At 58.8% G+C, this 23,970-nt stretch carries 19 protein-coding genes and 1 tRNA gene; 7 read left to right on the top strand and 13 right to left on the bottom strand.

The features are described 5' to 3' along the window. Positions 1-24: 24 nt before the first annotated feature. Positions 25-606 carry a dCTP deaminase gene (dcd, locus tag HMPREF2547_RS07020; RefSeq protein ID WP_038626826.1) on the bottom strand — a complete coding sequence of 194 codons (582 nt, stop codon included), beginning with the start codon at positions 604-606 and terminating at the stop codon, positions 25-27. Positions 607-813: 207 nt separating this feature from the next. Here dcd and HMPREF2547_RS07015 point away from each other — a divergent pair. Then, positions 814-887, top strand: a tRNA-Gly gene (locus HMPREF2547_RS07015). Positions 888-1,036: 149 nt separating this feature from the next. Here HMPREF2547_RS07015 and HMPREF2547_RS07010 read toward each other — a convergent pair. From HMPREF2547_RS07010 to HMPREF2547_RS06965, 10 genes are all read right to left on the bottom strand, one after another. Next, entirely contained in the window at positions 1,037-2,428 is a 1,392-nt protein-coding gene (locus HMPREF2547_RS07010) for an ABC transporter ATP-binding protein (protein WP_070605308.1), read from the bottom strand. After that, on the bottom strand, positions 2,425-3,111 hold the full coding sequence (locus tag HMPREF2547_RS07005) for an energy-coupling factor transporter transmembrane component T family protein (protein WP_070437217.1): 687 nt from the start codon (positions 3,109-3,111) through the stop codon (positions 2,425-2,427). The genes HMPREF2547_RS07010 and HMPREF2547_RS07005 overlap by 4 nt, the downstream gene beginning before the upstream one ends. Further along, positions 3,104-3,700, bottom strand: a complete 597-nt coding sequence (locus HMPREF2547_RS07000) for an MptD family putative ECF transporter S component (RefSeq protein ID WP_070437219.1) — start codon at positions 3,698-3,700, stop codon at positions 3,104-3,106. Before HMPREF2547_RS07000 ends, HMPREF2547_RS07005 begins: the two co-directional genes overlap by 8 nt. Before the next feature lie 34 nt (positions 3,701-3,734). Next, complete coding sequence (locus tag HMPREF2547_RS06995) at positions 3,735-5,483, bottom strand: ABC transporter ATP-binding protein (protein WP_070437222.1); 1,749 nt, start codon at positions 5,481-5,483, stop codon at positions 3,735-3,737. Further along, positions 5,480-7,267, bottom strand: coding sequence for an ABC transporter ATP-binding protein (locus HMPREF2547_RS06990; protein ID WP_070437316.1), 1,788 nt, complete (start codon positions 7,265-7,267; stop codon positions 5,480-5,482). Before HMPREF2547_RS06990 ends, HMPREF2547_RS06995 begins: the two co-directional genes overlap by 4 nt. 84 nt (positions 7,268-7,351) lie before the next feature. Beyond that, positions 7,352-7,819: a recombinase zinc ribbon domain-containing protein gene (locus tag HMPREF2547_RS11000; protein WP_224433374.1), complete on the bottom strand. Its 468-nt coding sequence runs from the start codon at positions 7,817-7,819 to the stop codon at positions 7,352-7,354. 15 nt (positions 7,820-7,834) lie between these two features. Then, positions 7,835-8,224 carry a recombinase family protein gene (locus HMPREF2547_RS10990; RefSeq protein WP_070429408.1) on the bottom strand — a complete coding sequence of 130 codons (390 nt, stop codon included), beginning with the start codon at positions 8,222-8,224 and terminating at the stop codon, positions 7,835-7,837. A 91-nt stretch (positions 8,225-8,315) separates the two neighbouring features. Continuing rightward, the gene (locus HMPREF2547_RS06975; protein WP_070437225.1) at positions 8,316-8,981 is read right to left on the bottom strand and encodes a response regulator transcription factor; all 666 of its coding nucleotides are present in this window, start codon (positions 8,979-8,981) and stop codon (positions 8,316-8,318) included. Further along, the gene (locus HMPREF2547_RS06970; protein ID WP_070437227.1) at positions 8,978-10,147 is read right to left on the bottom strand and encodes a sensor histidine kinase; all 1,170 of its coding nucleotides are present in this window, start codon (positions 10,145-10,147) and stop codon (positions 8,978-8,980) included. The genes HMPREF2547_RS06975 and HMPREF2547_RS06970 overlap by 4 nt, the downstream gene beginning before the upstream one ends. 56 nt (positions 10,148-10,203) lie before the next feature. Beyond that, a complete protein-coding gene (locus tag HMPREF2547_RS06965; RefSeq protein ID WP_083296873.1) occupies positions 10,204-11,535 on the bottom strand; it encodes an MFS transporter in 1,332 nt (443 codons plus the stop codon). A 184-nt stretch (positions 11,536-11,719) separates the two neighbouring features. On the opposite strand from HMPREF2547_RS06965, the gene HMPREF2547_RS06960 reads away from it, so the two are divergent. From HMPREF2547_RS06960 to HMPREF2547_RS06950, 3 genes are all read left to right on the top strand, one after another. Next, positions 11,720-12,199 (top strand): universal stress protein, encoded by a 480-nt coding sequence (locus HMPREF2547_RS06960; protein ID WP_005510532.1) that lies wholly within the window; start codon positions 11,720-11,722, stop codon positions 12,197-12,199. 196 nt (positions 12,200-12,395) lie between these two features. Continuing rightward, positions 12,396-12,590, top strand: coding sequence for a DUF2613 domain-containing protein (locus HMPREF2547_RS06955; RefSeq protein WP_005510537.1), 195 nt, complete (start codon positions 12,396-12,398; stop codon positions 12,588-12,590). A gap of 29 nt (positions 12,591-12,619) precedes the next feature. Continuing rightward, the gene (locus tag HMPREF2547_RS06950) at positions 12,620-16,210 is read left to right on the top strand and encodes an alpha-(1->3)-arabinofuranosyltransferase domain-containing protein (RefSeq protein ID WP_070605306.1); all 3,591 of its coding nucleotides are present in this window, start codon (positions 12,620-12,622) and stop codon (positions 16,208-16,210) included. Positions 16,211-16,216: 6 nt separating this feature from the next. Here the strand turns inward: HMPREF2547_RS06950 and HMPREF2547_RS06945 are convergent, their stop codons facing one another. Next, a complete protein-coding gene (locus HMPREF2547_RS06945; RefSeq protein WP_049171762.1) occupies positions 16,217-17,497 on the bottom strand; it encodes an acyltransferase family protein in 1,281 nt (426 codons plus the stop codon). A 196-nt stretch (positions 17,498-17,693) separates the two neighbouring features. Here HMPREF2547_RS06945 and HMPREF2547_RS06940 point away from each other — a divergent pair, with 196 nt between their 5' ends. Both HMPREF2547_RS06940 and HMPREF2547_RS06935 read left to right on the top strand, forming a co-directional pair. Further along, a complete protein-coding gene (locus HMPREF2547_RS06940) occupies positions 17,694-18,854 on the top strand; it encodes a cell envelope lipid trafficking protein PgfA (RefSeq protein ID WP_048734381.1) in 1,161 nt (386 codons plus the stop codon). An 81-nt stretch (positions 18,855-18,935) separates the two neighbouring features. Then, positions 18,936-20,768: an MmpA family trehalose lipid delivery protein gene (locus tag HMPREF2547_RS06935; protein ID WP_070605304.1), complete on the top strand. Its 1,833-nt coding sequence runs from the start codon at positions 18,936-18,938 to the stop codon at positions 20,766-20,768. Here HMPREF2547_RS06935 and HMPREF2547_RS06930 read toward each other — a convergent pair. Further along, positions 20,748-21,926 carry a glycosyltransferase family 4 protein gene (locus tag HMPREF2547_RS06930; protein ID WP_070605301.1) on the bottom strand — a complete coding sequence of 393 codons (1,179 nt, stop codon included), beginning with the start codon at positions 21,924-21,926 and terminating at the stop codon, positions 20,748-20,750. The two genes, HMPREF2547_RS06935 and HMPREF2547_RS06930, sit on opposite strands and share 21 nt — an antisense overlap. 93 nt (positions 21,927-22,019) lie before the next feature. Here HMPREF2547_RS06930 and HMPREF2547_RS06925 point away from each other — a divergent pair, with 93 nt between their 5' ends. Then, positions 22,020-22,910 (top strand): class I SAM-dependent methyltransferase, encoded by an 891-nt coding sequence (locus HMPREF2547_RS06925; RefSeq protein WP_246819646.1) that lies wholly within the window; start codon positions 22,020-22,022, stop codon positions 22,908-22,910. Positions 22,911-23,970: the final 1,060 nt, after the last annotated feature.

Here is a 23,970-nt window from a genome sequence, read left to right as displayed (position 1 = left end):
TTCATATCCCGAGTTTCAGGTGCCTTATTCCTCATCACGGAAGTTCAGGTACGCACGCGACGGCGTCGGGCCGCGCTGCCCCTGATACTTCGAACCGAGCTTGCCGGAACCGTAAGGCACTTCTGCCGGCGAGGACATCTTGAACAGTGCCAGCTGGCCGACCTTCATATTTGGCCACAGTGCGATAGGCAAGTTCGCCACATTGGATAGCTCCAGCGTGATGTGACCTGAAAACCCTGGATCAATAAAGCCGGCGGTCGAGTGCGTTGCCAGGCCCAGACGCCCCAGCGAAGACTTACCTTCCAGGCGGCCTGCCAAGTTCGGAGGAATAGTGAAGTACTCCAGGGTCGATGCCAGGACGAACTCGCCCGGGTGAAGAATGAAGGGCTGCCCTTCTGGAACCTCGTGCGGGGACGTCAGTTCTTCCTGCGGCAACTTCGGATCGATGTGCGTGTACTGCGAGTTGTTAAAAACTCGGAAGAACTTGTCCAGACGCACGTCGATGGACGAAGGCTGAATCATCTTCGGGTCAAAAGGATCAATGCCGAGATGGCCGGAGCCTTCGGCATCGATAGCGGCACGAATATCACGATCTGAGAGCAACACATAGACCAGCTTAACCGCTCTGTAATGCACAGCGTGCGCGGGTTGCAGGATATGCCCGCGATAAATTCAGCGGAGCTGCTGCCAACCAATTTTTTCGACGCGAATCGAGAGTGCTACATTGAAGTTACAGAGGGCGACTGATTTCCTGCATGCCACACCTACTGTGCCAATCCCGTGGCGTGCTTTTAATCATTCCGCCTACTGTGTGCCGATGTAGTTCAATGGTAGAACTCCTGCTTCCCAAGCAGGCGGCGCGGGTTCGATTCCCGTCATCGGCTCCACTTAGACGTCGAAAATGATAAGTAGGCGTTTGCGTTAGCGAGTATGCCCCAAGGGGGTCAAGAAAATCGCTTGCGTTAGCGAGTGTATAGCGCGTTAACTCTGACCTGTAGAAACACTTTCCTCTCTTTCGGCTGAGTGAGCGTTTGCGTTAGCAGGCGTTGATTTGGTCGAGGTGGATAGCGTGGTCGGCGACCTCGGTAACGAGTTCAGCATCGTGGGTGATGACGATGACGACGGCACCAGTGTCAGCGAGTTTACGCATTACTCGGGAAATCGCGACAAGGTGTTTGTAGCCAACACCGGACGTGGGCTCGTCGAAGATGTAAACTTTCTTGTTCGCAGCAAGCGCTGTAGCAATAACCAGACGTTGACGTTGCCCGCCAGAGAGTGCTTGCGGATGATCAGCCTCGTGGTCGGCAAGGTCGAGTTCTTCAAGGATCGCGTGGGCATCGATGTGTTGCTTTTCGGCTTTGGTCGTGCCGAGCGTGACTTCGTCGATGACGGTATCTGAGAACAACTGTCGGGTAGGGTCTTGCATCACAAGGTAGGCGTCGCGGCTGGTGAATTTTTGTCCGCCGAGTGTGATGGATGCATGTTTGGCTTTTTCTAGTCCGCAAACAATGCGTGCCAGTGTTGATTTGCCTGACCCGCACGGGCCGAGGAGTGCCGTGATTTTCCCTGCCGGAAACAACACGTGGTTAATATTGAGGACTGTGTTTCCGTGGCGGTAGGCAAAGGCGAGGTTGTCGATTGTGAGCCCTTCACCTTCTGATTCGGGCAGGCTCGGCATGGATACGGGCACTAGGGATCGCAGCCCAAGCTGTTTGCGCTCCTCATCCGAGGTAGCGTAGAACTCTTCGCCGGTTGCGGTGAGGACAATCTTGCCTTTGTCGAAGCAGTAGACACGGTCGACGATCCCGGAAAGGAAACTTAGCCGGTGTTCAGCAATGATGATGGTGTGTCCATCGGCTTTGAGCCTGGCGATGAGTGTGGCGAGTTGGTCGATAACGTCAGCGGACAAGTTCGCGGTTGGCTCGTCAAAGACGATCAGCGACGTGTTGTTGCACATGGCGACGGAGCAGGCCACGCGTTGCATCTGTCCGCCTGATAGTTGTGTGACGCGGGATTCCAGCAGGTCGGCGATACCTAACTCGGCTGCGACCTCGTCAATGCGGGCACAGATCTCCTGCGGGTCGCGGCCGAGATTTTCTGGGCCGAAGGCGAGTTCTTGGCGCACGTGGGTGGTGTAGAACTGGGTGCGCGGGTTTTGAAACACTGTCGAACAGTGGTGGGCAAGGCGTGGCAGGTCTGTTTGTGCCACGTCAATGTCGTCGACTGTGACGTTTCCGGTAAGGTCGCCGTCGTGGAAGTGCGGGATGAGCCCGTTAAATAGCCGTAGTGCGGTGGTTTTTCCTGACCCGGATGCGCCACACAGCAAGGTGACGGTTCCGGGTGTGATGGTGATGGTTGCGTCGTTGATTGAGGGGTGGTCTGCTCCTCGATAGGTGAAGGTGACCCTAGTTGCTTGGGCTATTGTCATAGGACGATTCTCCATATCGCGAAGCCGATAACGATGAGCAGAATGACTGCGTCGACCACTCGGAATTTCACGACTGTGACTGAGGTGGGCTTTGCGGTTCCGCCCAGTCCGCGCACGAGGGCGGCCGATGCCAGTTCGTCCCCGCTGCGTACCACGGTCGATAGCAGAGGGATTGTGAAGTATTGCGCCGCACGCAGTGAGAGCACGGACATGCCGCGTAGTTTCATGGCATCTGAGATCGCTTTAACTTCGTGGCCGATCACGGGCAGCACACGTAACGCGACTGAGATCGGGATCGTGAAACAGGTCGGGATTCGTGAGCTGGCGAGTGCTTTTTGCAAGGTGGCGGGTCGGATTACGCCGATCGCGTAGGCTCCCATTCCTGCGCTGACGCTGAATCGCCACATCCACTGCAGAAACAGCACGAGGAACGCGCTGGCTGTTGATTTCCAGACCAGGGGTATCACGAAGACGAGTGTGCCGAGAGCCGCAAACGTGGCCAGGTAGACGGCCACCCAGCTCGGGCGCACGAGCGTGTTGGGGTTGATCGTAGCGCTCGTCAGCATCACGGCGGCGAATCCGCCCAGAGTACACACGAACCACGGCGAGTAGGCACTGTAGATCGTGGTGGAGACGATGACGAGCGCTGCGATAATGGTGCGCGGGTCGGGAAGTTTAGACAAGACCGGCCCGTTCAAAGTGTTTGCGCGCGACCCTGGTTCCCAACAGACCAGCAAGCCAGCCCACGATGAGCATCACGCCGAAGAAGCCCAGCAGAATCGGAATCGTGACGACCTGTGCCATCTTGGCGGCATACTCGGCACCCATTTGTTCGGCGATCTGCGACATATATGCGTCTTGGTTCATAAATAGCGGAATCCACGGGGAAACATAGATCGGCAGAATAAACAGTGCATATGCCAGCGGGACACGAACTTTCACGCTCTTCGGCCCCTTGGTGATCACCAAGTCAGCGAGCAGGCCGAACACAGCGGCGATCGCAATTCCTCCCACCCAGTGGCCGGTCACGAAGAAGAGGATTTCGATGATAATCAGCATGATTGTCAACGCCCCCATCTTCGGAGTGCGGGCAGTAAACAGCGCAAAGACGATGCCGTTAACGAGGATAGAAAGCAAGAAGCCGGCATACATGGCAGCCGGAATGAACCCGAGCATTCCGAATGCAAACACGATGACGAACATCAAGGCAGTGAAGACGCCGATATTGATGAAGTCGCGCGCGTTGAGGCGCGAGGATGTGGGTGTGGACATAGTTTTTCCTTTTATGTGCTGATATGCGCTGTGTTTAGACGAGTTGCCATCCGCCTGCGTTGATGCGCTCTTGCCAGAAATCGCGGTATTGACCCGGCTGGTTGACCAGCTCGTCGTGGCACCCGCGCTGGGCGATACGCCCACCGTGGGAGAGCACAATAATTTGGTCAGCTTGTCGAATGGTTTCAAGTTTGTGGGCGATCACGATCAGCGTGGAGTGCTTGCGTAGCTCATTCATCGCCGCAACAATATTGGCTTCATTTTCCGCGTCCAATGCGCTGGTGGCCTCATCGAAAAGCACGATCGGGGCCTTCTTCACCAAGGCGCGAGCGATAGAGACGCGTTGCCGTTCCCCACCTGACAGTGCACGCCCGCCAGAACCCGCCAATGAATTCCAGCCATCTGGGAGGCGGTTGACGATTTCCGTCACGCCCGACAGGTCAGCGGCCCACCTGATTTCTTCATCGGTGGCTTCTGGGTTGCCAAGGCGAATGTTGGCTTCGAGAGTGTCGTTGAATAAGTAGACGTCTTGGAAGACAAGAGACACCTGGCGCATCAAATCTTCGGTGGTCTGCTCGCGCACGTCCACTCCGCCAACGCGCACGCTGCCGGACTGCACATCCCAGAAACGTGCAACCAACCGGGCGATCGTCGTCTTCCCGCACCCAGATGGACCAACCAGGGCACACATGCCACCTTGCGGGACATGGAAGGAAATATCACGGAGAACCGGGGTGTCCGGATCGTAGCCGAAGGTGACGTCCTCGAAACGAACATCACCAGGGGCGTTTATCGGTGTAGAGGCATCGGGTTCGGACAGTTCGGGGGCATCCATGACCTTGTCGACGTGGTTCATCTGCTGGCGGCGTTCTTCCAGCCCGGTCATGCAGCCACCGATGTCTTGGAGCATGGTGGTGAACCGCAGGCACATGCCGATTGTGACCACGGCGTTCAGCGCATTCATTTGCCCGCCGAGGGCGAGTTGGGCGGTCAGCCAGATCATCACCACAATGAGCGCTTGAACGAACATCCCATTAATCAGGTTCGCTAGTGTTTCGATCCACAATGCTTTGCGACCCTTGCGGTCAGCCTGTTTGAATGCCCGATCAAGGGCCGGGTAGTCGTCGGCGACATGGCAGGAGCGCAGCGCGCCTTGGCAGGTGGCGAATTCGACCATGCGAGCCGCCAGCTCCGATTCGGCTGGTTCGGAAACCTTCTTGCCCTTATCGAGAAGCACACGGGAAATATGGAGGAAGGCAAGCATGATCGGGAACGCGATCGTCAAGGTCAGTCCCAGCCGCCAATCCCAGAACCAGGTTCCCACAGTGATCACCAGCACGGCCGAGAGTTTTTGGACGAGAGAGAAAATGAAATGTGCCGCCGACTCGCCCAAGTTCATCATTTCCTGGGTGACCATGCGCGACAGCCGTCCAGAGCTACCCGAATCGAACACTCCCAACGGTAGGCGGGCTACTTTGTTACCTACTGCCTGGTGGACGTCGTGAATGAATCCAAGCGCGCCGATATAGCCGGTGCGCATGCCATAAAACTCCGTGCCCACGCCCAGCACCGCGAACACCGCCAAGGCGATGAGCCAGCCCCAAAACGACAGCCCCCACACCGGCATTCCGGTCGCCAAGGCGCTTGCTGCAGGGAGTAGCGCGAGCAGGGCAAAGCCGTGACACAGTCCTGAGACCGCACCCCACGCTTGACCAACCGAAAGGTCTCGCCACGAGGCGGGTTCCATCAAACGCTTAAAGCGTGGCAGCAATAGTTGATTCATCGTGTCATCTCCTCGCATGCACCTTGGGCAAGAAGTGCCTGATAGTGCGCATTACCCAACAACTCGTCGTGTTTACCGACCACAGCAATGCCCCCGCGTTCCATGACGACAATCTGATCCGCGCCCCTGATCGAGGCCAGTCGGTGGGCGATCACAATCACGGTTCTGCCTTTGGCAAGAGTCGAGAGAGCTTGTTGGATTTTCGATTCCGATTCCGGGTCCGCCATCGCCGTCGCCTCGTCCAGCACCAACACTGGGGCATCAACCATGAGCGCCCGGGCGATCGCGATACGGGCTGCCTGCCCGCCCGAAACGTGGGTGTCCTCCCCCAACACAGTGTCGTAACCATCTGGCAGGCTCATGATGAACTCGTCGATCTGCGCTGCTCTCGCCGCCTGCCGCACCTGATCCAAGGTTGCGTCTCGCGCGCCCAGGGCAATGTTGTTGTGGATGGTGTCGCGAATAAGCTGTGCATCTTGCAGGACGAATGCGACCGTCGAATACAACACATCCTGGGAAATGCTCTTTAGATCAACCCCGCCGATGGTGATCGTGCCAGCGTCCGGGTCATCAAAGCGGGCCATCAAACTCGCCAACGTCGACTTCCCCGCACCCGACGGGCCAACCAGCGCGGTCACCGTGCCTGCCGGAATGCTCAGGCTCACCTCGTCTAATGCCTGGGTGTCGTCATAGGCATACGACACACCCCGAATCTCGATATCATGACCGTGTGGTGTCTGTGGCGCATCGGGCTGACTCAACGCCGGTAGCTCCATGACATTCACCAGCCGTACTGCCGCTGAACCTGCGAGCTGATAAGACCAGGCGATGGTTGCGACTGCCATCAACGCTCCCGGCAGCACCAAGGCAATCAACGTCGTCGCTATCACCTCGTAGATGCTCACCCAACCGGCGTTCATCATCAACGCGCCACCGCCAAGGTTCACGATCAACAACACCGGGATCGACACCCACGAAAATGAGGCGACCGACATCGACACCAGCGGCATACACCACGCCCGGTAGAACTTAGAAAACTCGTTAGCTGCATCTAAATAGGCTTTATGTGCTTGGCCAACCTTGCCGAACGCTTTCACCACTGAGATACCGGCAACGAACTCGGCCATCGTTGCCGAAACCTGAGCAAGCTTGGTGTCCATTTCCGCGGTCTTCTCATTCATCCCACGCATCGACATGCCATACATGCCCACATAAACCGGAATCGTCGCAATCGACAGCAGAGCGAGCCGCCAATCCACCACGAACGCATAGGCCAACAAGGCGAGCGGGGAGACGATTGCGTTCAGTTTCTCGATCGGCCCGTGTGCGATCACTGTGTGCACCGTGGCCGTATCATCCTGAATGGTCTTGCGGATCTTCCCTTCGCCCTCGCGGGTAAACCACGACAGCGGAGCAGTCGACATTCGGGCGGCAATTTGCCGACGCATCTGATTACGCAACGACAGGTCAATAAAATGCGTCACGCCCAACGCAACAAAATACAAAGTCAACCGCGCCATGTAAGCAGAAACAAGGAGCATCACGATCCAGTTCACCCGCGCCGGGTCCACCCGGTCTTGCATCAGCGCAGCTCCCAGCTCCACCAAAGCCACATAGGGTGCGATAGCCAACACCCCAGAGGCGAACGTTAAGGCCTGCGCGATAAACAGTTTGCCTTTCACCGGCTGCGATAGCTGACGGATCGCGTTCTGGCCAGCGACTGATTTTTCCTTCGCCGACCCATACTCGCCTTCAACAACCCGATCCGTTGCACTTTCGTTCACGTAAGCACCATCCTTCTTAGGCATGCCTAACCTTACTATATTTCTGGGAGGTGTGTCTACTGTGCACGTCAACTGATACGAACATCACCCTTTCAGGGCAATCCTCACCTGTTCACCGGTGCGGAACACGAACCGGATCGCGTCCTCGGTGACAATGGCGTGGTCGATAAGTGCGCTCCATTGTGCGGGGTGAAACTCGCTCACAGGTTCCCCTGTCAGATCATTCAGGGTTGTGGTGATGGCGGCGTGCTTGGCGGTGTTCGCTGCGATATCTTTTTCCAGGCTTGTTCTACGTGCGAGCGTCTTACGGTAGGTAGTATCGAGTTCGGCGTACGCGGATTGGCAGGCGTCCTGGTCGAGCGCACACCGCTGGTTTTCCGCAATCAGCGCTTCGATCTGCTCGTCTTTCACCGTCGCGCTGCTGCAGGGATGTTCGTCTGTGTATTTATGGTTGCATTGCCAAACTGCGTCTTTGCATTTCGTGTTCGACGCCCACGTTTTACGCCCATACCACGCCCCACACCGAGCACATTCCAGCCGGGTGGAGAACAACCCGACTTTCGCTGACTATATGTTGCCATGCCTGGTGGCGAGTTCGTATTGCATCTGATCCCAGATACGCGGTTCGGTAATCGGCTCATGATTACCTGATACATAGTATTGGGGTACTTCGCCTTCGTTGACCTTCATCTTCTTAGTAAGGAAATCGGTGGTGAACGTCTTTTGCAGCAGGGCGTCGTCCTTGTATTTTTCGTTGGACAGGATGGAGCACACTGTCGAGGTTGACCACACTTCTTTCCCGCGCGGGGTGAGAATCTTGCGGGCAGCGAGCTCGGTTTTAATCTCACTGATCGCTATCCCATCAAGGAACAGCTGGTAGATCAACCGCACGGTCGGAGCCTGCGTCTCGTCGATGACGAGGCTTCCACCCTCGCCTTTCTTATATCCGAGTAGCACCAATTACCCATAATCCCCACGCCGACTCCCGTTTCGAAGGAGTCGGCGCGGGGGCTTTTGCGTGGGTATGGAGCTGATTCAGGGGCGCAACCTAAGCCGACGGCGACGACGACGGCGACGGCGACGGTGCAGTGTATCTCAGCCACCGCAACACTGCTTTAACACGACGGTTGCTATCCTCCGGCTGGAAGCCGAGCTTTAAAAACACATTCGCCACATGCTTACTCACTGCACCAGCGGTCAGCACCAGGCGCTTTTCCATTTCCTTATTACTAAGCCCCTGCGCCATCAGGTCGAGCACTTCGCGCTCGCGCGGGGTCAGCGCGGCGATGCCGTCCTGCTTTGCAGTAAGCAGCGTTGCGACCACTTCAGGGTCAACCACGGTACCACCACCACGCACTTCTTCCAGTGCTGCGACGAAGTGGTCGACATCCGAGACGCGTTCCTTAAGCAGGTACCCAAAGCCACCATGCTGCAGCAGGCGATCCAGATAACTGGCCGCTACGTATTGACTGAGCACCACAACCGGCTGGTCAGGGTTGTCCTGGCGAAGTGTGGAGACCGCGAGCAGTCCGTCGTCACGCATGTTCGGCGGCATCCGGACATCGGTGACGATGACATCGAACGCTTGCCCTTCGGCGGTGGCGAGCAGCTGATCCGCATCGCCGACGGCGACGACCTCGTGCCCCAGCGCCCGCAGCAGGCCGGTTAGCCCCTCGCGCAGGAGTACGGAGTCCTCTGCCAGCAGTATTTTCATCGTGTCCTTCCTTGGCGAACGGGCAGTTCCAACCGCAATTCGGCACCACCGTCGGCGTTGGTGAGCGACACGGTGCCACCGAGCGCTGCCGCCCGTTCCCGCAGGCCTGCAATGCCGGTTCCATCGTCATGCTTTACGAGGTCTACAGCGTCCGCCCCCGATGGTGCTTCCAGGCCTACGCCATTGTCGCGCACGGTGACCGTAAGCGTACCGAGATGGGACACGAGCGCCTTCTTTGGAGCCTGAACCGCAAGAGTGATCTCGGCGCTGTCGGCGTGACCATGTTTGGTGGCATTGGTCAACGCTTCCGCTGCACAGTGGTACGCCAGCAACGCTGTGGTCTCATCGAGCGGGCCGAAGTCGGAGACACCATCTTCATGGACGGCTACCTGCATTCCGGAGTGCGCGGCCAGTTCCTCCACTGCTGCCACCAGACCGTTTTCAAACAGTACCGGCGGAGCAATGCCAAGCACCACCGAGCGCAGCTGTGCAAGCGCCTGCGTTGCATTGTTATCGGCGGCGGTGAGCGCCTCGGCTACCTCTTCTTCAGTCTTACCCATGCGAGCAGCGGCAATGTTGAGTTTCAAGGCGGTCAGGTGTTGCTGAGGGCCGTCGTGAAGCTCGCGTTCGATGCGGCGGCGCTCGCCTGAGAAGGAGTCAATGAGCACGTCGCGGGATTGGGTAACTTCTTCGCTGGATGGTGCGAGGATGACGCGGGAGAGCCAAATGGACAGCAGGCCGGCACCGAAGTTGATGGCGATGGTCAGCGCCAAAAAGAGGATGGCGAAAACCCAGGCAACAGCAATTTTCTGTGTTGGGTCCGTCAGAGTCCAGCTGAAAAACTGCACTTCATCAACCAGGAAAGGTGCAGCGAAGAGCACACCGACAGTGAAGCCGCCGCCGACCCACGCTGTGAAGGTGACAAAGCCAATGGCCAACTGGACGAGCAAGTTGACGAAGTTGCGGATGTCGAACCAACGATTGGTCACGCGGTTGGCAATCGGGGTGCCGGACCACGATGCCACCCAGCGAGAGAGCCAGTCGGCACCTCGGCCGATGAGCGGAATCCACGGCAGAAGCACAACAGAGGCAATCAAACCCGGAATGAACAGCAGTCCGAGAATAAAACTCCAGGCCAGCGCGATTAAATTCTTTTTCTTTGTCATAGGTTCAAAGCTAAGTTGGCCCGGGTTCAAATGCAGTGGAGCTAACTCCCCTAAATTCAGTCGAGCTGAATACGCCCCGGCTTCTTTTCACCGATACCTCGGTCGGCCAGTTCGTCATCAATGTACGTTGGCCGACCGACAGCCAGCCCAAGCACTGCAAGCACGACCGTAGTACCAAGCAGTACGACCAGAATAGGTGTCCACGTTTCCGTCGTTCCAGCGGCCACACCCACCAGGAATGGCCCGACTGCGGAGAAAATGTAGCCGATTGGCTGCACGAAGCCGGACAGCCGCGCGGTCAGCTCATGGCTGCGCGTGCGGCCCGGAATCAGCGCGATAGCCATGGGGAAACAAAAACCACCCACGCCCAGCAGGAACGCAGCCCCAATCGCGTATCCAACACCAGTTTCCGCCGCTCCCCGCTGGTCGATCAGAATCATCAACGCGTACCCGAGGAAGAAAAGGCAGCCGAGACCAAAGGCGACGTAGGACATGGTGCGGAGCCGTGCAATCAGCGGCGGCATCAGCAGTCCGCCGATGATGCCCAACCCTTGAACAATCATGGACGCTGCAGTGGCTATGTTTACGCTGATACCTGCGTCGATAAGCATTTTCGGCATCCAGCCCATGAGCACGTAGGCGTTCATCGACTGCACGCCGAAGAAAACTGCCAGTGCAATGGCTGTCGGTGACTTCCAGATTGGTGTGCTTGCCGAGGCACTGACCGGCGCCTTCGGGTAGTCGAATCCGATGCGTGCACGCAGCGGCAACCACACGACGAGCTGCACCAGGGCGGTGATTGCCCATGCGGCAAGCGCCCAGCGCCACATTTCGATACCACCTGCAGATGTCTCGGGAGAATCGCTAATCAAAAATGCCGTCGCTGGCCCCAGTCCACCGCCGAGGGCGATCATGCTGGAGTACAGCATCATCAGCACGACCGTATGGCGACCACCGTGCACCTTAATCCACGCAGGTAGCAGCACATTTCCCAGCGCAATGCCCGCAACCGATAACGCAGTAAACAACAGCAATAGCCAGATGCTGCTCACCCACGGGCGCACCGCAAGGCCGACAAATAGCAACGTCGCAGACAGTGTAAGCGCGCCGCTTAAGCCCATCCGCTTGCCGACGGACACCGCGGACAACCCAATCGCGAAAAACGCGAGCCCCGGAATGGCCGTAATCAGACCACCAAAGGCGGAGGATGCGCCGAGGTCGGAGAGGAGCTGATCGAGCACCGGACCGATCGACGCGATACTCGGTCGCAAGTTCAGCGCCGCAACGATTACGGCTATGACAAGGACGGGGACGCCGAGTGCAATGGCGTTCTTCGAGGACCCAGGAACTTTTGATTGAGGTTGCCCTGGATTTTGTTCTGCTGCCATAACAGTGGACGTTACCGCTTTCTGTTAATGACTCTCTATCTGATTCAAGCCGCTCGTTCGGAGTAGCTTTAAAGATTGACGTACTCGATGTCGCTGTTGTCCTATCCTGGACTACAGCGACATCTCTTTTTCTGTATCTATTGACAGTCTTTCGGCTATCTCTGACGTAAGGATTGAACTGAAAATGGTTGAACCGATTTCTGATTCCATGCTCATTGCCTATGACGGCTCCGACGAAGCCAAGCGGGCGCTGGCCTACGCCGGAAAACTGCTGCGCGTTAAGAAGGCCTACATTCTGACTGCCTGGGAACCCCTGCAGCGCGCTGCAGCGCGCACTGCTGGCGCCTCTGGCATGATGCAGCCCGACTGGGATGCCACGACTGAAGACGGCGATCCGGCTCACGACGAGGCCGTCCGTATTTGCCGTGAGGGTGTACAGATTGCCGCTGAGGCTGGCTTCGTCGCGGAGCCCTACTTGGTAGAGACGGAAACTACTATCTGGTCGGCCATCGTCGATGCAGCTCACGACCTCGATGCGGGCGTGATTATCTCCGGCACTCGTGGTGTGACTGGTTTGCGTGGTCTGTTCACCGCCTCGACCTCTGACGCGTTGCTGAAGAATGCTGGCCGCCCGGTCCTCGTCGTTCCGGGGGAAAAGGAATAATTTCTAGAAAATTTTTAAAAACTTACTTAGCTGATAGAAAATGGGTTAATCTCTCAACTAAGAAAACTCAATGACCGCTGAAACCGCTCAAAATTCAAGGCGGGGAGAGAATCCCAGCTGTTCCACTGGTTTACAGAAGTCACAGAGTGTAGTTTTATAAACAGTATTGACTTAATGCACACGAGGAGTCCTCAACATGGCATACGAAACTGATTCCGAGCAGCGTCGTAGCGTTGGCCCTGCCCTGGCCTCGGCGCTCATTGGCGCCCTTCTCGGTGGTGCCGCTATCTTCGGCATCGGCCAGGCTCTGACCGAAGACCGAATTCCGGAAGCACAGGCTGTTTCCACCGATGACGCTCTGCTTGGCGGTGTCGAGTACGGTCAGCGTTAAGTTTTTAACGCTAACCCTCCTTTAAAGCTATGCCCACCTTTGTTCGAGCGCGTAAGCGCGTGCTTGTACCTTGGTGGGCTTTGCTGTGCCTGCTGGCATTCATCCAGTCTCCCGGCAAGACTGTCGCTGACACAAAGCACGACCTGACAGAAGACCCCATCGGGTTTTTGTCCGCCTCGCTCAACATGTGGTCAGACACCATGCCGCTGGGACAGCTCCAAAACCAGGCATATGGCTATCTCTTTCCACAGGGCGCATTCTTCGCGCTGTTTAGTTTGCTGCCCGATGTCCTAGCGCCCGGCTGGCTGGTTCAGGCGCTGTGGTGGAGCCTTACTCTCTGCGTGGCTTTTACCGGCGCATATCGCGTGGCCGAAGCTATAAACGTCGGCACGCATACCTCTCGCGTATTGGCGGCATTGTTGTACGCGTTGTCGCCGCGTGTGATTACGACGTTGGGCGCGATTTCGTCCGAGACCTGGCCCGTCGCGCTGGCACCGTGGATTCTGCTTCCGCTCCTGCGGGTCGCAGCCCGGCGCGAGGAACTGCCCTGGCGTGCGACTGCCCGTGCCGTATTGCTGTCCGGTCTAGCGGTACTGTGCACTGGCGCGGTCAATGCGGTCAGTACAGCGGCGGCTTGCATCCCCGCAGGTCTGATGCTGCTCTTCTTCGCTTTTACGGGGCCTCGTCGCGGGCGTGCGTGGGCGATGCTCGGCGGTTGGCTGGCTGCGTGTGCAGCGGTCAGCATGTGGTGGATTGTGCCGCTACTGCTGCTGGGCAAGTACTCACCACCGTTTACGGACTACATCGAGTCCTCCGGTGTGACCACTCGTTGGTTGAGTCTCGGCGAGACACTCCGCGGTTCCACCTCGTGGACACCGTTTGTCTCTTTCGAACGAGTCGGCGGAAATGCGCTGGTCGCGGAGCCCATTCTCATTTACGCCACCCTGGCTGTAGCGGCGATTGGACTACTTGGCTTGGTCATGCGCTCGCTGCCGCTGCGTCGAATGTGGCTGATGATGCTGCTCATCGGGCTTGTCATCATGGCGGCCTGGACGGAGCCATTCGGACTGGCGTGGGAATCGGCTCGAGAGGTGCTCGATTCCACGCTCGCAGCAGTGCGCAACCTGCACAAATTTGACACTATTGTGCGTCTGCCACTTGTTATCGGCTTCGCTCATGCGACAGCCCAGCTGCCATGGCCGTGGCGAGAGCCGGCGAACGAGCACAAGAACGAGACGGCGAGCGATTCAACAGCCACTGGCTGGCAGCAGTGGCTGCACCCTGAGAAGCACCCGCGCGCTATCGCATCGATGCTGGTTCTGGTGGTTATCGCCAGTGCCACCGCACCTACGTGGAGCGCACGCCTCGCTCCGGCAGGCGGTTTTTCCGAGGTTCCGGGTTACTGGCACGAAGCTGCCGACTGGCTGAATGAGCAGGGCGAGGACACCCGCACGCTGGTGGTGCCATCATCGCCGTTTGCTGATCAGACATGGGGCAATACTCGCGACGAACCGCTCCAGCCGCTTGCCGACGTGCCTTGGGCCGTCCGCGATACCGTGCCACTAGTGCCCCCAGAGGCGATTCGCGGCCTCGACGGTCTGCGCGATTCGCTGACTCGGGGCCGCGAGGTACCGGCACTGGATGCCACCCTGCGCAACAATGGCATCGGCTATGTGCTGGTCCGCCACGACTTGAGAGTTACCTCGAGGGGCGATTCGCTGCGCGCCATCACCTCCACGCTGCAGGACTCCCCGACCATGGAAAAGGTGGCGGAGTTCACGGACGAGGACGGCCATACCGCTATCCAGATTTGGGGCGCGGGCCCGAAGGAGCTGCGCAATCACGCCCTTTCGCCGCGGTTGGTGGACACTACACAGGTGCCGCTGGTCGCCGGTGGTCCTGAAGTGCTCCCGCGGCTTGATGAGGTCGATTCCGATGCCCCGGTGCGCATCCTGTCCGGTAAGAACGCCGGCACTGTCACCGACACTCCCGCACGCCGCGGCCGCAACTATGGTGAAGTCGTCGGAGCGGAGTCGGCAATCCTGGCCGAAGACGAGGACTCATATGTCCGCAACCTCGTTCCGGACTACCCCGTCGCGGGACTGCCGCTAACACAGACAGCAACGGGTCGCGCCACAATTGAGGTTTCATCGTCGGCCTCTGAGCCATACAACGTCGGTGGTGCATCGGCTGACCACTCGGTCAACGCAATGCTCGACGGCGACACCTCTACCTGGTGGGAACCCCTGGCAGGCAAGAGTCAGGCTGAGTGGGTCAAGCTGTCGTGGAAGGAACCGACCGATAACGCAGTGCTCAGCCTGACCGGTGCTCGCGTTCCGGCGCAACTGCGCATCCAGACCGATACGGCTTCCAGCTCCGTACAGTTGGTGCCGGGTGAGACGACTCGCATTCCGCTGCCCGGCGGCAAGACCACATCTTTGCGCATCACAGCAAAGATTGCTCCTGTGGGCTTTGCTATCTCCGAGCTAGGACTGGTGATTCCAAAGCGGGACACTGGCTTCGACGCATTCGAATCCAGCAACCCCGATTCCGATGAAGAGGCGGAACTTTCCGCCGAGGATATAGCGGAGGACCTCACGCCGGTTCGTGTCCCGGTGGTACCGAATTCCTCGTCGCTGGCTCAGCGTTGGGTCTTTGGCCAGGAGATTCACGAGGGCACGCTGGTGCGCCTGTTCACCGTTCCGAAGCCGGTAAAGGTGAAGGTCGATGCTGATACCTGCCGCAGCAGCATCGGAGACCCGTGGGCCAGCCTCCAGCGCGGTGACGGTTCTGATCACCGCGGGCTGACCTGTGGTGAAGAGATTGAGCTCTCGCCGGGGCCATGGCGCATCGATGCCAAGTCCGATTGGGTATCGCTCACCTCGACTGACTACTTCGCACCGTCAGCTGAGCAGCAGAAAGCCACGCCAATCGACCTGAACAATCCTATTGACGCTGCCGACCACGATCGCATCGTGTGGTTGCCAATCTCTGTCAATGCTGGCCACGAGCTTCGTGTCGGAGGTGCCCCCATGAAGCCGGTAACGGTCTCTGGTTGGCAGCAGGGTTGGACGATTCCGGCTGGAATTGGTGGTGCAGTCGAGCTGACCTATCCACCGCAGCAGACCTGGCGTACTGGAATCCTCGCAGGCGGCGCACTCGCAGCTGTGTACGCACTGGTCGCTGTGGGGCTGGCTTTCGCTTGGCGACGATTCGCTCTCACCTCTCCGATTCCCGCATCTTCGCTGGGCAATGACTTGCCGCGGGCGGCTATTGGCATTGCGGCTGCCGCGACAGTGACCCTGGTATCCAGCTGGCCTGGCGTGGTCGTTGCCCTCGTGGTGGTTGCCGCTACCCTTGGTGCGGTTTTCTGGGCACGGAAGCGTGGGGACGTCGTCAAACCATGGCTGAACGTGCGAAATGCACTAATTGTGGCGCTTGCTGCGATGATGTCGATTGCGGGCTTGGTGCTGGCGGCGAACCCATGGCCAAAGGATGACTACGCCGGTGCCGGCTGGCCGCTTCAGTTACTGCTGACGGCGGCGCTGACGATCGTGGCGTGCTGCTCGATGCTTTCCGGTGGCGGTGCTGATGACGACACCGACAACACCGCTGATTAAAAGCCGTTAGCGGTTGACCCAGACGCGTGCGAAGAAGCGGCGGGCAGGTTCCTCGACGAGCGCGTAGGAGGCGGCGGCCACCGGAATCGACAGTGCGACCGTGACAATGGTGACACTGAGCAGATGTCCGGTGAACAGCTTCACGCCAAGCAGCGGGAATGCAATGGAGAGCATCGCCACGTGCCAGAGGAAGATACCGTACGACCAGCGCCCTAGCGCCTGCATGATGGGGTGTTCAAGGAAGCGAGACTCCGGCGCTATCGTCCAGGGGCCGATGATGGCGGCACCGAAGACCAGACCGCACAGCAGGCGGCGGGTGAATTCCCAGTTGGTGAGCTCGACTAGCCCTTCGGGACCCAGGTAGGAAGCCAGAACCAGCGCACCAACGGCGATCGCCAGCCACAGCGAACGGCGGCGTGCCCAGCGCTGCATGGTCTCCACCTTCGCGCGGGCGGCATCGGTATCGACGCCCTGGAGCGATTCCAGCTCGGCGAGAATCATGCCAGCTGCGAACCAGGAAAAGTAGGCAATCGGCTGAATATGCGGGTTAACGCCTTCTGGGTACGGCAGTGGCAGGTAGGGCCAGCCGAAGCTCAAGATCGCAAGCAGGGAAATTGCCACTATGCGGCGCCCCTGCTGGCGATGCGGGTCCAACCGGCTAAGCCCAATGGCAAACAGCGGCAGCGAGATGTAGAACGCGACCTCCACCGACAACGACCACAGGTGCGTCAACCCACCGTGCAGCGAGCCGGAGAAATACACCTGTGTCAGCGTCAGATTTGTTAGCCAAATCTTGAGATCCGCGCCGCGCCCCACCGGCAGTGCGATGAGCACAATAAGCACTAGCACCCAGTACGCGGGCATAATGCGCGCGACGCGCTTCTTGTAGTACTTCGCCCAGCTCTTCTTCCGTCCGCCGTCGGCATCGGACAATGCTTTACGACGGGGAATTCCGCCGTAACCCGAGCGGTGAGAACGCCACAACAGGAATCCGGACAGCACGAAGAAAACGGCCACGAAGAAGTCGAAGCGGCCGAGGATGCGCTCCCACAGGGCTCCCACATCATGCCCGGTCTGGAATGCGACGTGCGTGCCGATGATGCCCATCGAAGCCACAGCTCGCAGGCCCTCCAGCGAAGGCAGGAAGCCTGGGCGGAATGTGGTGGCAGAGCTCGATGCAGTGCTGGATCCCGAGCTGGATACAGTGTTCGGCGTAGAGTTCGGCACAGAGCTCGACACTGTGTCTTGCCCAGCGTTTGGCGCTGCCGCATATGCCTTGGACGTCATAGTACTTTCTTACACGGATACCGGAATGAGTAAAATCACTTGTATTTTATTATGAAATAAGTCCTGTTCAGGCCGGTTTTTCCAAAACTCTTTTGTTTTCCCGACAAGTTATTTTTAAAAAACACACCACATAACTCCTAACTTCCTGCTAGGTTTTGCAGCAGAAAGTTACGTACAGTTAAAGGACTATCCGCTGATGAAGAGAACTCTCGGACATGCACTGATTATTATCGGTGCTGCATTGATTGTCATTGCCGTCCTTCTGCCAACCTTCCTGGTGCCTCGCCTCCGGGTCATCCCACTTGACACTGTGAGCGATACCATCACGGAGGTGCGCGACGGCACTCTGTTGGACTCCAGCCAGCTGGGCAAGAATGAGCCAACGCCAAACCGCAAGAATGACCCGCGCTGCAAGGCAGAGACGGACGAAGAGAAGCGCGATCTCCCGGTCCACTGCTTCATCAACGACAAGACTCCGATGCAGTCGAAGCGCCACGTTGAGATTGAGGAGCCGGCTGACGACAAGATTGCAACTCTCCAGGTCGGTACCACTCTGCTGCGCGATGACCGCGAAGAGCCGAAGAACCTCATCAATGCGACCCTCGACCGCATCACTGTTGACCGCAGCACTGCGTACCCGGTAGATGACCCGATCTCCAGCGTTGCTATTAACGCACCGCAGGGTGGTTCGGACACCAAGCCGCCGACGTTCACCCGTCCGGGCATCCAGTACCAGTTCCCGTTTGGTGCTGAGAAGAAGTCCTACCCGTACTACGACGTCCAGGCGATGCGTAACTTCGAGATTGACTTTGTCGGTGAGGAAACTCAGGATGGCGTCAAGGTTTACAAGTACTCCATGACCATTCCGCCGCAGAACCTCTACGAGTCCCTGACCGAGCACTTCACTCGCGACGGCCGCAAGCTCACCGAGGCTGACAAGTCCTCGCTGGCTTCCATGCGCCTGAGCTTCCCGGCTCACAAGTGGGGCCTGGAGGGTGACGACGACGTCGAGCTGGATCGTTACTACACCAACGTCCGTACTGTCCGCGTCGAGCCGACCTCTGGCGTGATCGTCAACGGTACTGAAGAGATGTTCATGTTCTACGCCAAGGACGACAAGGAAGCGGAAGAAATTGCTTCCAAGGCTGGCCGTGAAAAGGAGGCCAAGGAGCAGAACCGTACCGCGATGAAGTACACCGCTCAGTGGGACGAAGGCTCCAAGGGCCGCCAGATGGACCGCGCTAAGGAAGCCCGTAAGTCGCTGACTATCGGTGGCACTGTCGCACCGTGGATTCTCGGTATCCTCGGCCTGGTTCTCATCGTGATTGGCTTCCGTGTTCGCAGCAAGTCCGCCTAAGACGCGAAACTACGGTGCCACAGGCTCTCGCTTACCCTAAGTTTCACTGAGGAAAGCGAAAAATAATTTAATATAGGGCACGTGACACAACGTTTCCGCACTACTCTGACCCAGTCGGCTCACTCTCATTCGGAGCGAGTCGCCTGGGTTTTTGTGTTGTCGTGGATTCTCCTGCTGACCGCTGCCGTGTGCTGGCCGCTCTTTGTGCCCCACAAGGCCCCGGCCGATGGTCGCTTTGGGGCACCGATGTTTCTGCTGCGCGACATGGTCATCCCCAATCACCCACCGCTTACCGACGCGGCCCTGGGACTCGGCCCCGCTGCGGCACGAGCTGTTCCGCAGGACACCGCACTGTGGGCACTGGGCTACTTTGTGGATGCCAGCCATTGGGTGCGCTTCGGCATGGTGGGCGCCTGTTTGATTGGTGGTCTTGCAGCTGCTGAGCTCGCCCGCAGGTTCACTCGCCACGGCTCGGGCACCAGTAGCGCATCCGGTGCGGGCCTTGTACCCATGACTCCGAGCTTAGCCAGCCAGCTGATTGCACCGACGATGCTGCTCTGGAACCCGTTTGTGGTCGAGCGTTTGCTCCAGGGACAGTGGTCACTGGTCATCGCCGTATTGCTGCTTCCGGCAGTTGTTCTGGCAACGCAGATGGGTAGTGCCTTGTGGCGCACCAGCGCAATTGCCGCTGCGGGTCTCACGCCGACCGGTGCCCTTTTGGCTGGTATCACCGGCATTGTTACCGCTCGCAATAGCCGCGACCGCGCTTGGATTGTGGCCACAACAGTAGCGGTCAGTTCACCGTGGCTAGTGGCATCTTTGCTGAACCCGAGTGCAGCTGGGTCCTCCGATGCGACTGGCGCTGCCGCATTTGCGGCCAGAGCAGAGGCACACGTCGGCACGCTCGGCAGCCTGTTGGGATTGGGTGGCATCTGGAATAAGCAGGCTGTGCCACTGACGCGCGAGGTTGGTTTTTCGGCGATTATGGTGCTGGCACTCCTGGTGCTTATGGGTCTGGGATTCCGTCGTGCCTGGCATTCGCAAGAGCGCTGGCGGGGGCTGATTATCACTGGCGCCACGGCCATCATGCTCGTCGCTCTCGCCGCAACAACGCCGGGCATTTTGATGATGGGTTGGGCGCTGGAGCACATCCCGGGCGCGGGCCTGCTTCGTGATACGCAAAAGTGGATCGCGCTCGCCGTCCCCGCCTATGTCATCCTCGCCGCAAGCGGTGCGGAATACCTGGCACGCCGCGCTCGCGGGGCCACCGCCAACATCGGCCAGTGGTTGGCTACTGGCGTCAGCGCGCTCATCATCATCGCCGCTGTCCCCACGCTGCCCGCCGATGTCGCTCCACTCCGCCCCATTCCGTCATGGGAAGGCTGGTCGGCGGTTTCCGGTGTGGTCGCGCTTGACGACGATCGCGTTGCGGTTCTACCTGCCGGTTCTTACCGCATTATTAATGGGCGTCCTGTCCTCGACCCGGCTACGAAGATTTTGCCCGCTCCGGTGGTGAGCTCTGGCGAACTGATTGTCTCTGGGCAGTCGGTGTCTGGCGAGGGAGCCACAACCGTTGAGCGCACGCTGCTCGGTGGTGCGAAGAGACACGAGGAGCTTGAGTCTGCGCTCCAGAGTCTTCGAGACCAAGGCGTTGGCTGGGTCCTAGTGGAGAATTCGCCCGGCAACTTCGGCGACTCCGCTGACATTGTGGCAGCGTTAGACCCCGTCTATGAAACACCTGACCTGCAGCTATACCATGTCCCCGGCGTTATCGAGCCGGCCACACAACCAAGCCAGGGGGCCTATGCAGCTGCGTGGACAGCCTTTGGAATCTGGACTCTTTGCCTACTCGCTGGGCTGCTGGCGGGGCTACTGACTGGAGTAATGGAAGCGCTACTGCCCCGCCGCAGGTAGCAACTTATCCAGTGTTGGGTTTTCCAAGACATTCAGAACTGCCTCACCGGTCTTGTCCCAGCCAAATTCCGCGGCACGGGCGACGCAGGCCTTGGACATTGCGCGATGCAGTTCGCCGTTATCGAGAATCTGTCGTGTCTTGGCAATCAGGTCAGCTTCATCGCTGGCCAGCAGGCCAGTTTCACCGTCGTTGACCGAATCACGCAAGCCCGCCGAGGATCGGTAACCGACCGTCGGCACGCCGTGCTGCGCCGATTCGATGACGGCGAGCCCCCAGCCCTCCTTGCGCGAAGGCATCAGATGCAGACACGACTTGGAGAGGATGCGGTGTTTATCCGCCTCTGTGACCTGCCCGTGGAAGACCACGTGATCCGAAACGCCCTTGTCACGGGCATATTCCACGAGATTGTCGTGCCACCATCCCGAGCCAATAACATCGAGAATTGCACCTGGACGATCCTGCACAAGATCTGCGAGCACATCGATGGCGTGCTCAATCTGCTTGTGCGGGACCAATCGCGACAGCGTCACCAGATGCGGTGCCGGACCGTCGCACTCGGATAGGTCTGCCATGATTTCGGTCGACTGCAATTCCTCCGGAATCGGGTCCACACCATTGCGAATCACCGCGATGCGCCCCGGCGACACTCCGAGTTCTACCAGTTCAGCGGCACTTGGTTCGGAAACCGTGATGTAGCGGCTGCGGCGGTGAATCATCGGCGACAGACGCGACTCGATGAACCACCCCAGCTGGCTAATAATCGGCCCCGCCACTGGCCACTGTTCACGGTGGCAGTGATGTGTCAGCAGCACCGTCGGCGCGCCGGAGAAAATCCGCGCGAAAAAGGGGACACCGTTTTGGGTATCGACCACGACATCCGGCTTGCCGCCGAGCGCCTTGGCAATTGGCCCCACGCCAAATCTAGCCCCCAGCATCGCGGTCCAGGAGCGCACGTAGACGGAGAAGTCTCCACCAGCGCGGGAGAAAGTCACGCCGTCACGACGCGAAAGGGCCGGTGCTCCTGCATAGCTGGCCGTGCGGAACACCACAGTGTGACCTTGGTCGGCAAGGTAACCTGCGACGCGCTCCAAATAGCGCTCACTACCTCCACCTTCGGGATGACCAGTGTCGCGCCAACACAACAATAAGATTTTCATAACAATATGAGCCTAACGCTCGGCGCGGCTTTCGTTGCCGCTTTAGCTCAAATCCATACTCCCAAACCCAACCAGTCCATTAGATTGTTTGACGTGACCAGCTTTCGCTTTCCCGCTTTTATCGTCCCGCCCGCTCTGAAAGAGCTGCGCAGCTTTGCTACGCTGTCGCGCTCATTCGGTCTGCTCAACGACTTCAAATACGAGCAAACCGATCCCGATATCTTCTACGGGCACCTTGCCGAGGACACCATCGGCCTCCTAGAAAGCATCGCGGCTGGCGCGGATGGTTCAGTGGATGCGACGGGCACCGCTGGTACGGCGGAGTCGCCGGGCGCAGGGAGGCCGGTGGGCACGTCGTCAAGCGTTACGACGAATACCTCTCTGCGTGGCAAGCGCATCCTTGATGTCGGCGGCGGCCCGGGGTACTTTGGCCGAGCATTTGCCCAGCGTGGCGTGGAATATTACACCTGTGAACCAGATGTGGGCGAGATGGCGGCGGCAGGTATCAAGCTGGAGTCGTCGGTACGCGGATCGGGGCTGGAACTGCCGTTTCGCGATGATGCTTTTGACCTGACATACTCATCGAACGTTGCCGAGCACGTGCCCGAGCCATGGACGATGGGCGAGGAAATGCTGCGCGTAACCAAGCCGGGCGGGCTGGTCGTCTACTCCTACACCATTTGGTACGGCCCATTCGGTGGTCACGAGATGGGGATGACGCACTACCTGGGTGGCGACCGCGCGCGGCGCATGTATGAGAAGAAGCACGGCAAGCGGCCGAAGAACTACTTTGGCGAGTCCCTGTTCAAGGTCGGTTGCGGTGAAGGTTTGAAGTGGGCGCACGCTGCCGCGGAGGCCGGCGACTGTGAACTGCTGGCCGCGTTTCCGCGTTACCACCCGTGGTGGGCCTGGTGGATGGTTCACGTGCCGGGGCTACGTGAGTTCGCGGTGTCGAACCTGGTGCTGGTGCTGCGAAAGCGGTAGGGGGTTAAGGCTGAGCCACAAGGTAGGTGGCGAGCTTGACGCTTGGTACCTGAGAACTACCTCCGCGTGTGCGGAGAAGAGAGGCGTGGCTTATCCGCCGGGGACTGCACGGTGGAAATACCTCCGCGTGTGCGGAGAAGAGACGTGTGGCCGAACCCGTTCCTCCCGGCTGGGGGAAATACCTCCGCGTGTGCGGAGAAGAGGCTGTTGCTGATTTAACGGCGCGGGGTTATACGGAAATACCTCCGCGCGTGCGGAGAAGAGCTCGAAAAAAGAAAAGGGGCTGGCGCGGGACTGGAAATACCTCCGCGTGTGCGGAGAAGAGTCGTTGATATGGCGGCGTGGTACACCGGCGAGGGAAATACCTCCGCGTATGCGGAGAAGAGGCGAAGGTGACCGTGAAGGACTCGAAGAACCTGGAAATACCTCCGCGTATGCGGAGAAGAGCTTATTTCGAGGAGGCTAGAGCAGTGCAAGTTGGAAATACCTCCGCGTATGCGGAGAAGAGTCTTGGAGGGGCATGCGCCTTTCCGGGCACAGGGAAATACCTCCGCGTATGCGGAGAAGAGCTTGCCGTTAGTGCGGTAGACGACCCAGGGTTGGAAATACCTCCGCGTATGCGGAGAAGAGCCGTTGATCCACTCGGTGATTTTCTCCGCGATGGAAATACCTCCGCGTATGCGGAGAAGAGTTTTCCGCCCACTTACGGAACTCGGCGAACTTGGAAATACCTCCGCGTATGCGGAGAAGAGCACCAGCATGTCTGAGATGGGCACGATTTTCGGGAAATACCTCCGCGTATGCGGAGAAGAGCCCTCAGCGGTCGGAGTGCCGGACAGGGTGCCGGAAATACCTCCGCGTATGCGGAGAAGAGTTGAGCCGCAGCACAACGTTGCGTTCCGCATAGGAAATACCTCCGCGTATGCGGAGAAGAGTCACAAATAAACTCCGCCGCCGCCTTCGACATGGAAATACCTCCGCGTATGCGGAGAAGAGTTCCCGTGGTCTGAGACAGATAACAAATCGAAGGAAATACCTCCGCGTATGCGGAGAAGAGTAG

Origin of the sequence: Corynebacterium sp. HMSC055G02 (assembly GCF_001809065.1) — a bacterium.
GTDB classification, from domain to species: Bacteria; Actinomycetota; Actinomycetes; order Mycobacteriales; family Mycobacteriaceae; genus Corynebacterium; species Corynebacterium jeikeium_D.
The sequence above is the reverse complement of the archived record's forward strand: the minus strand, read 5'-3'. Positions and strand labels throughout refer to the sequence as shown.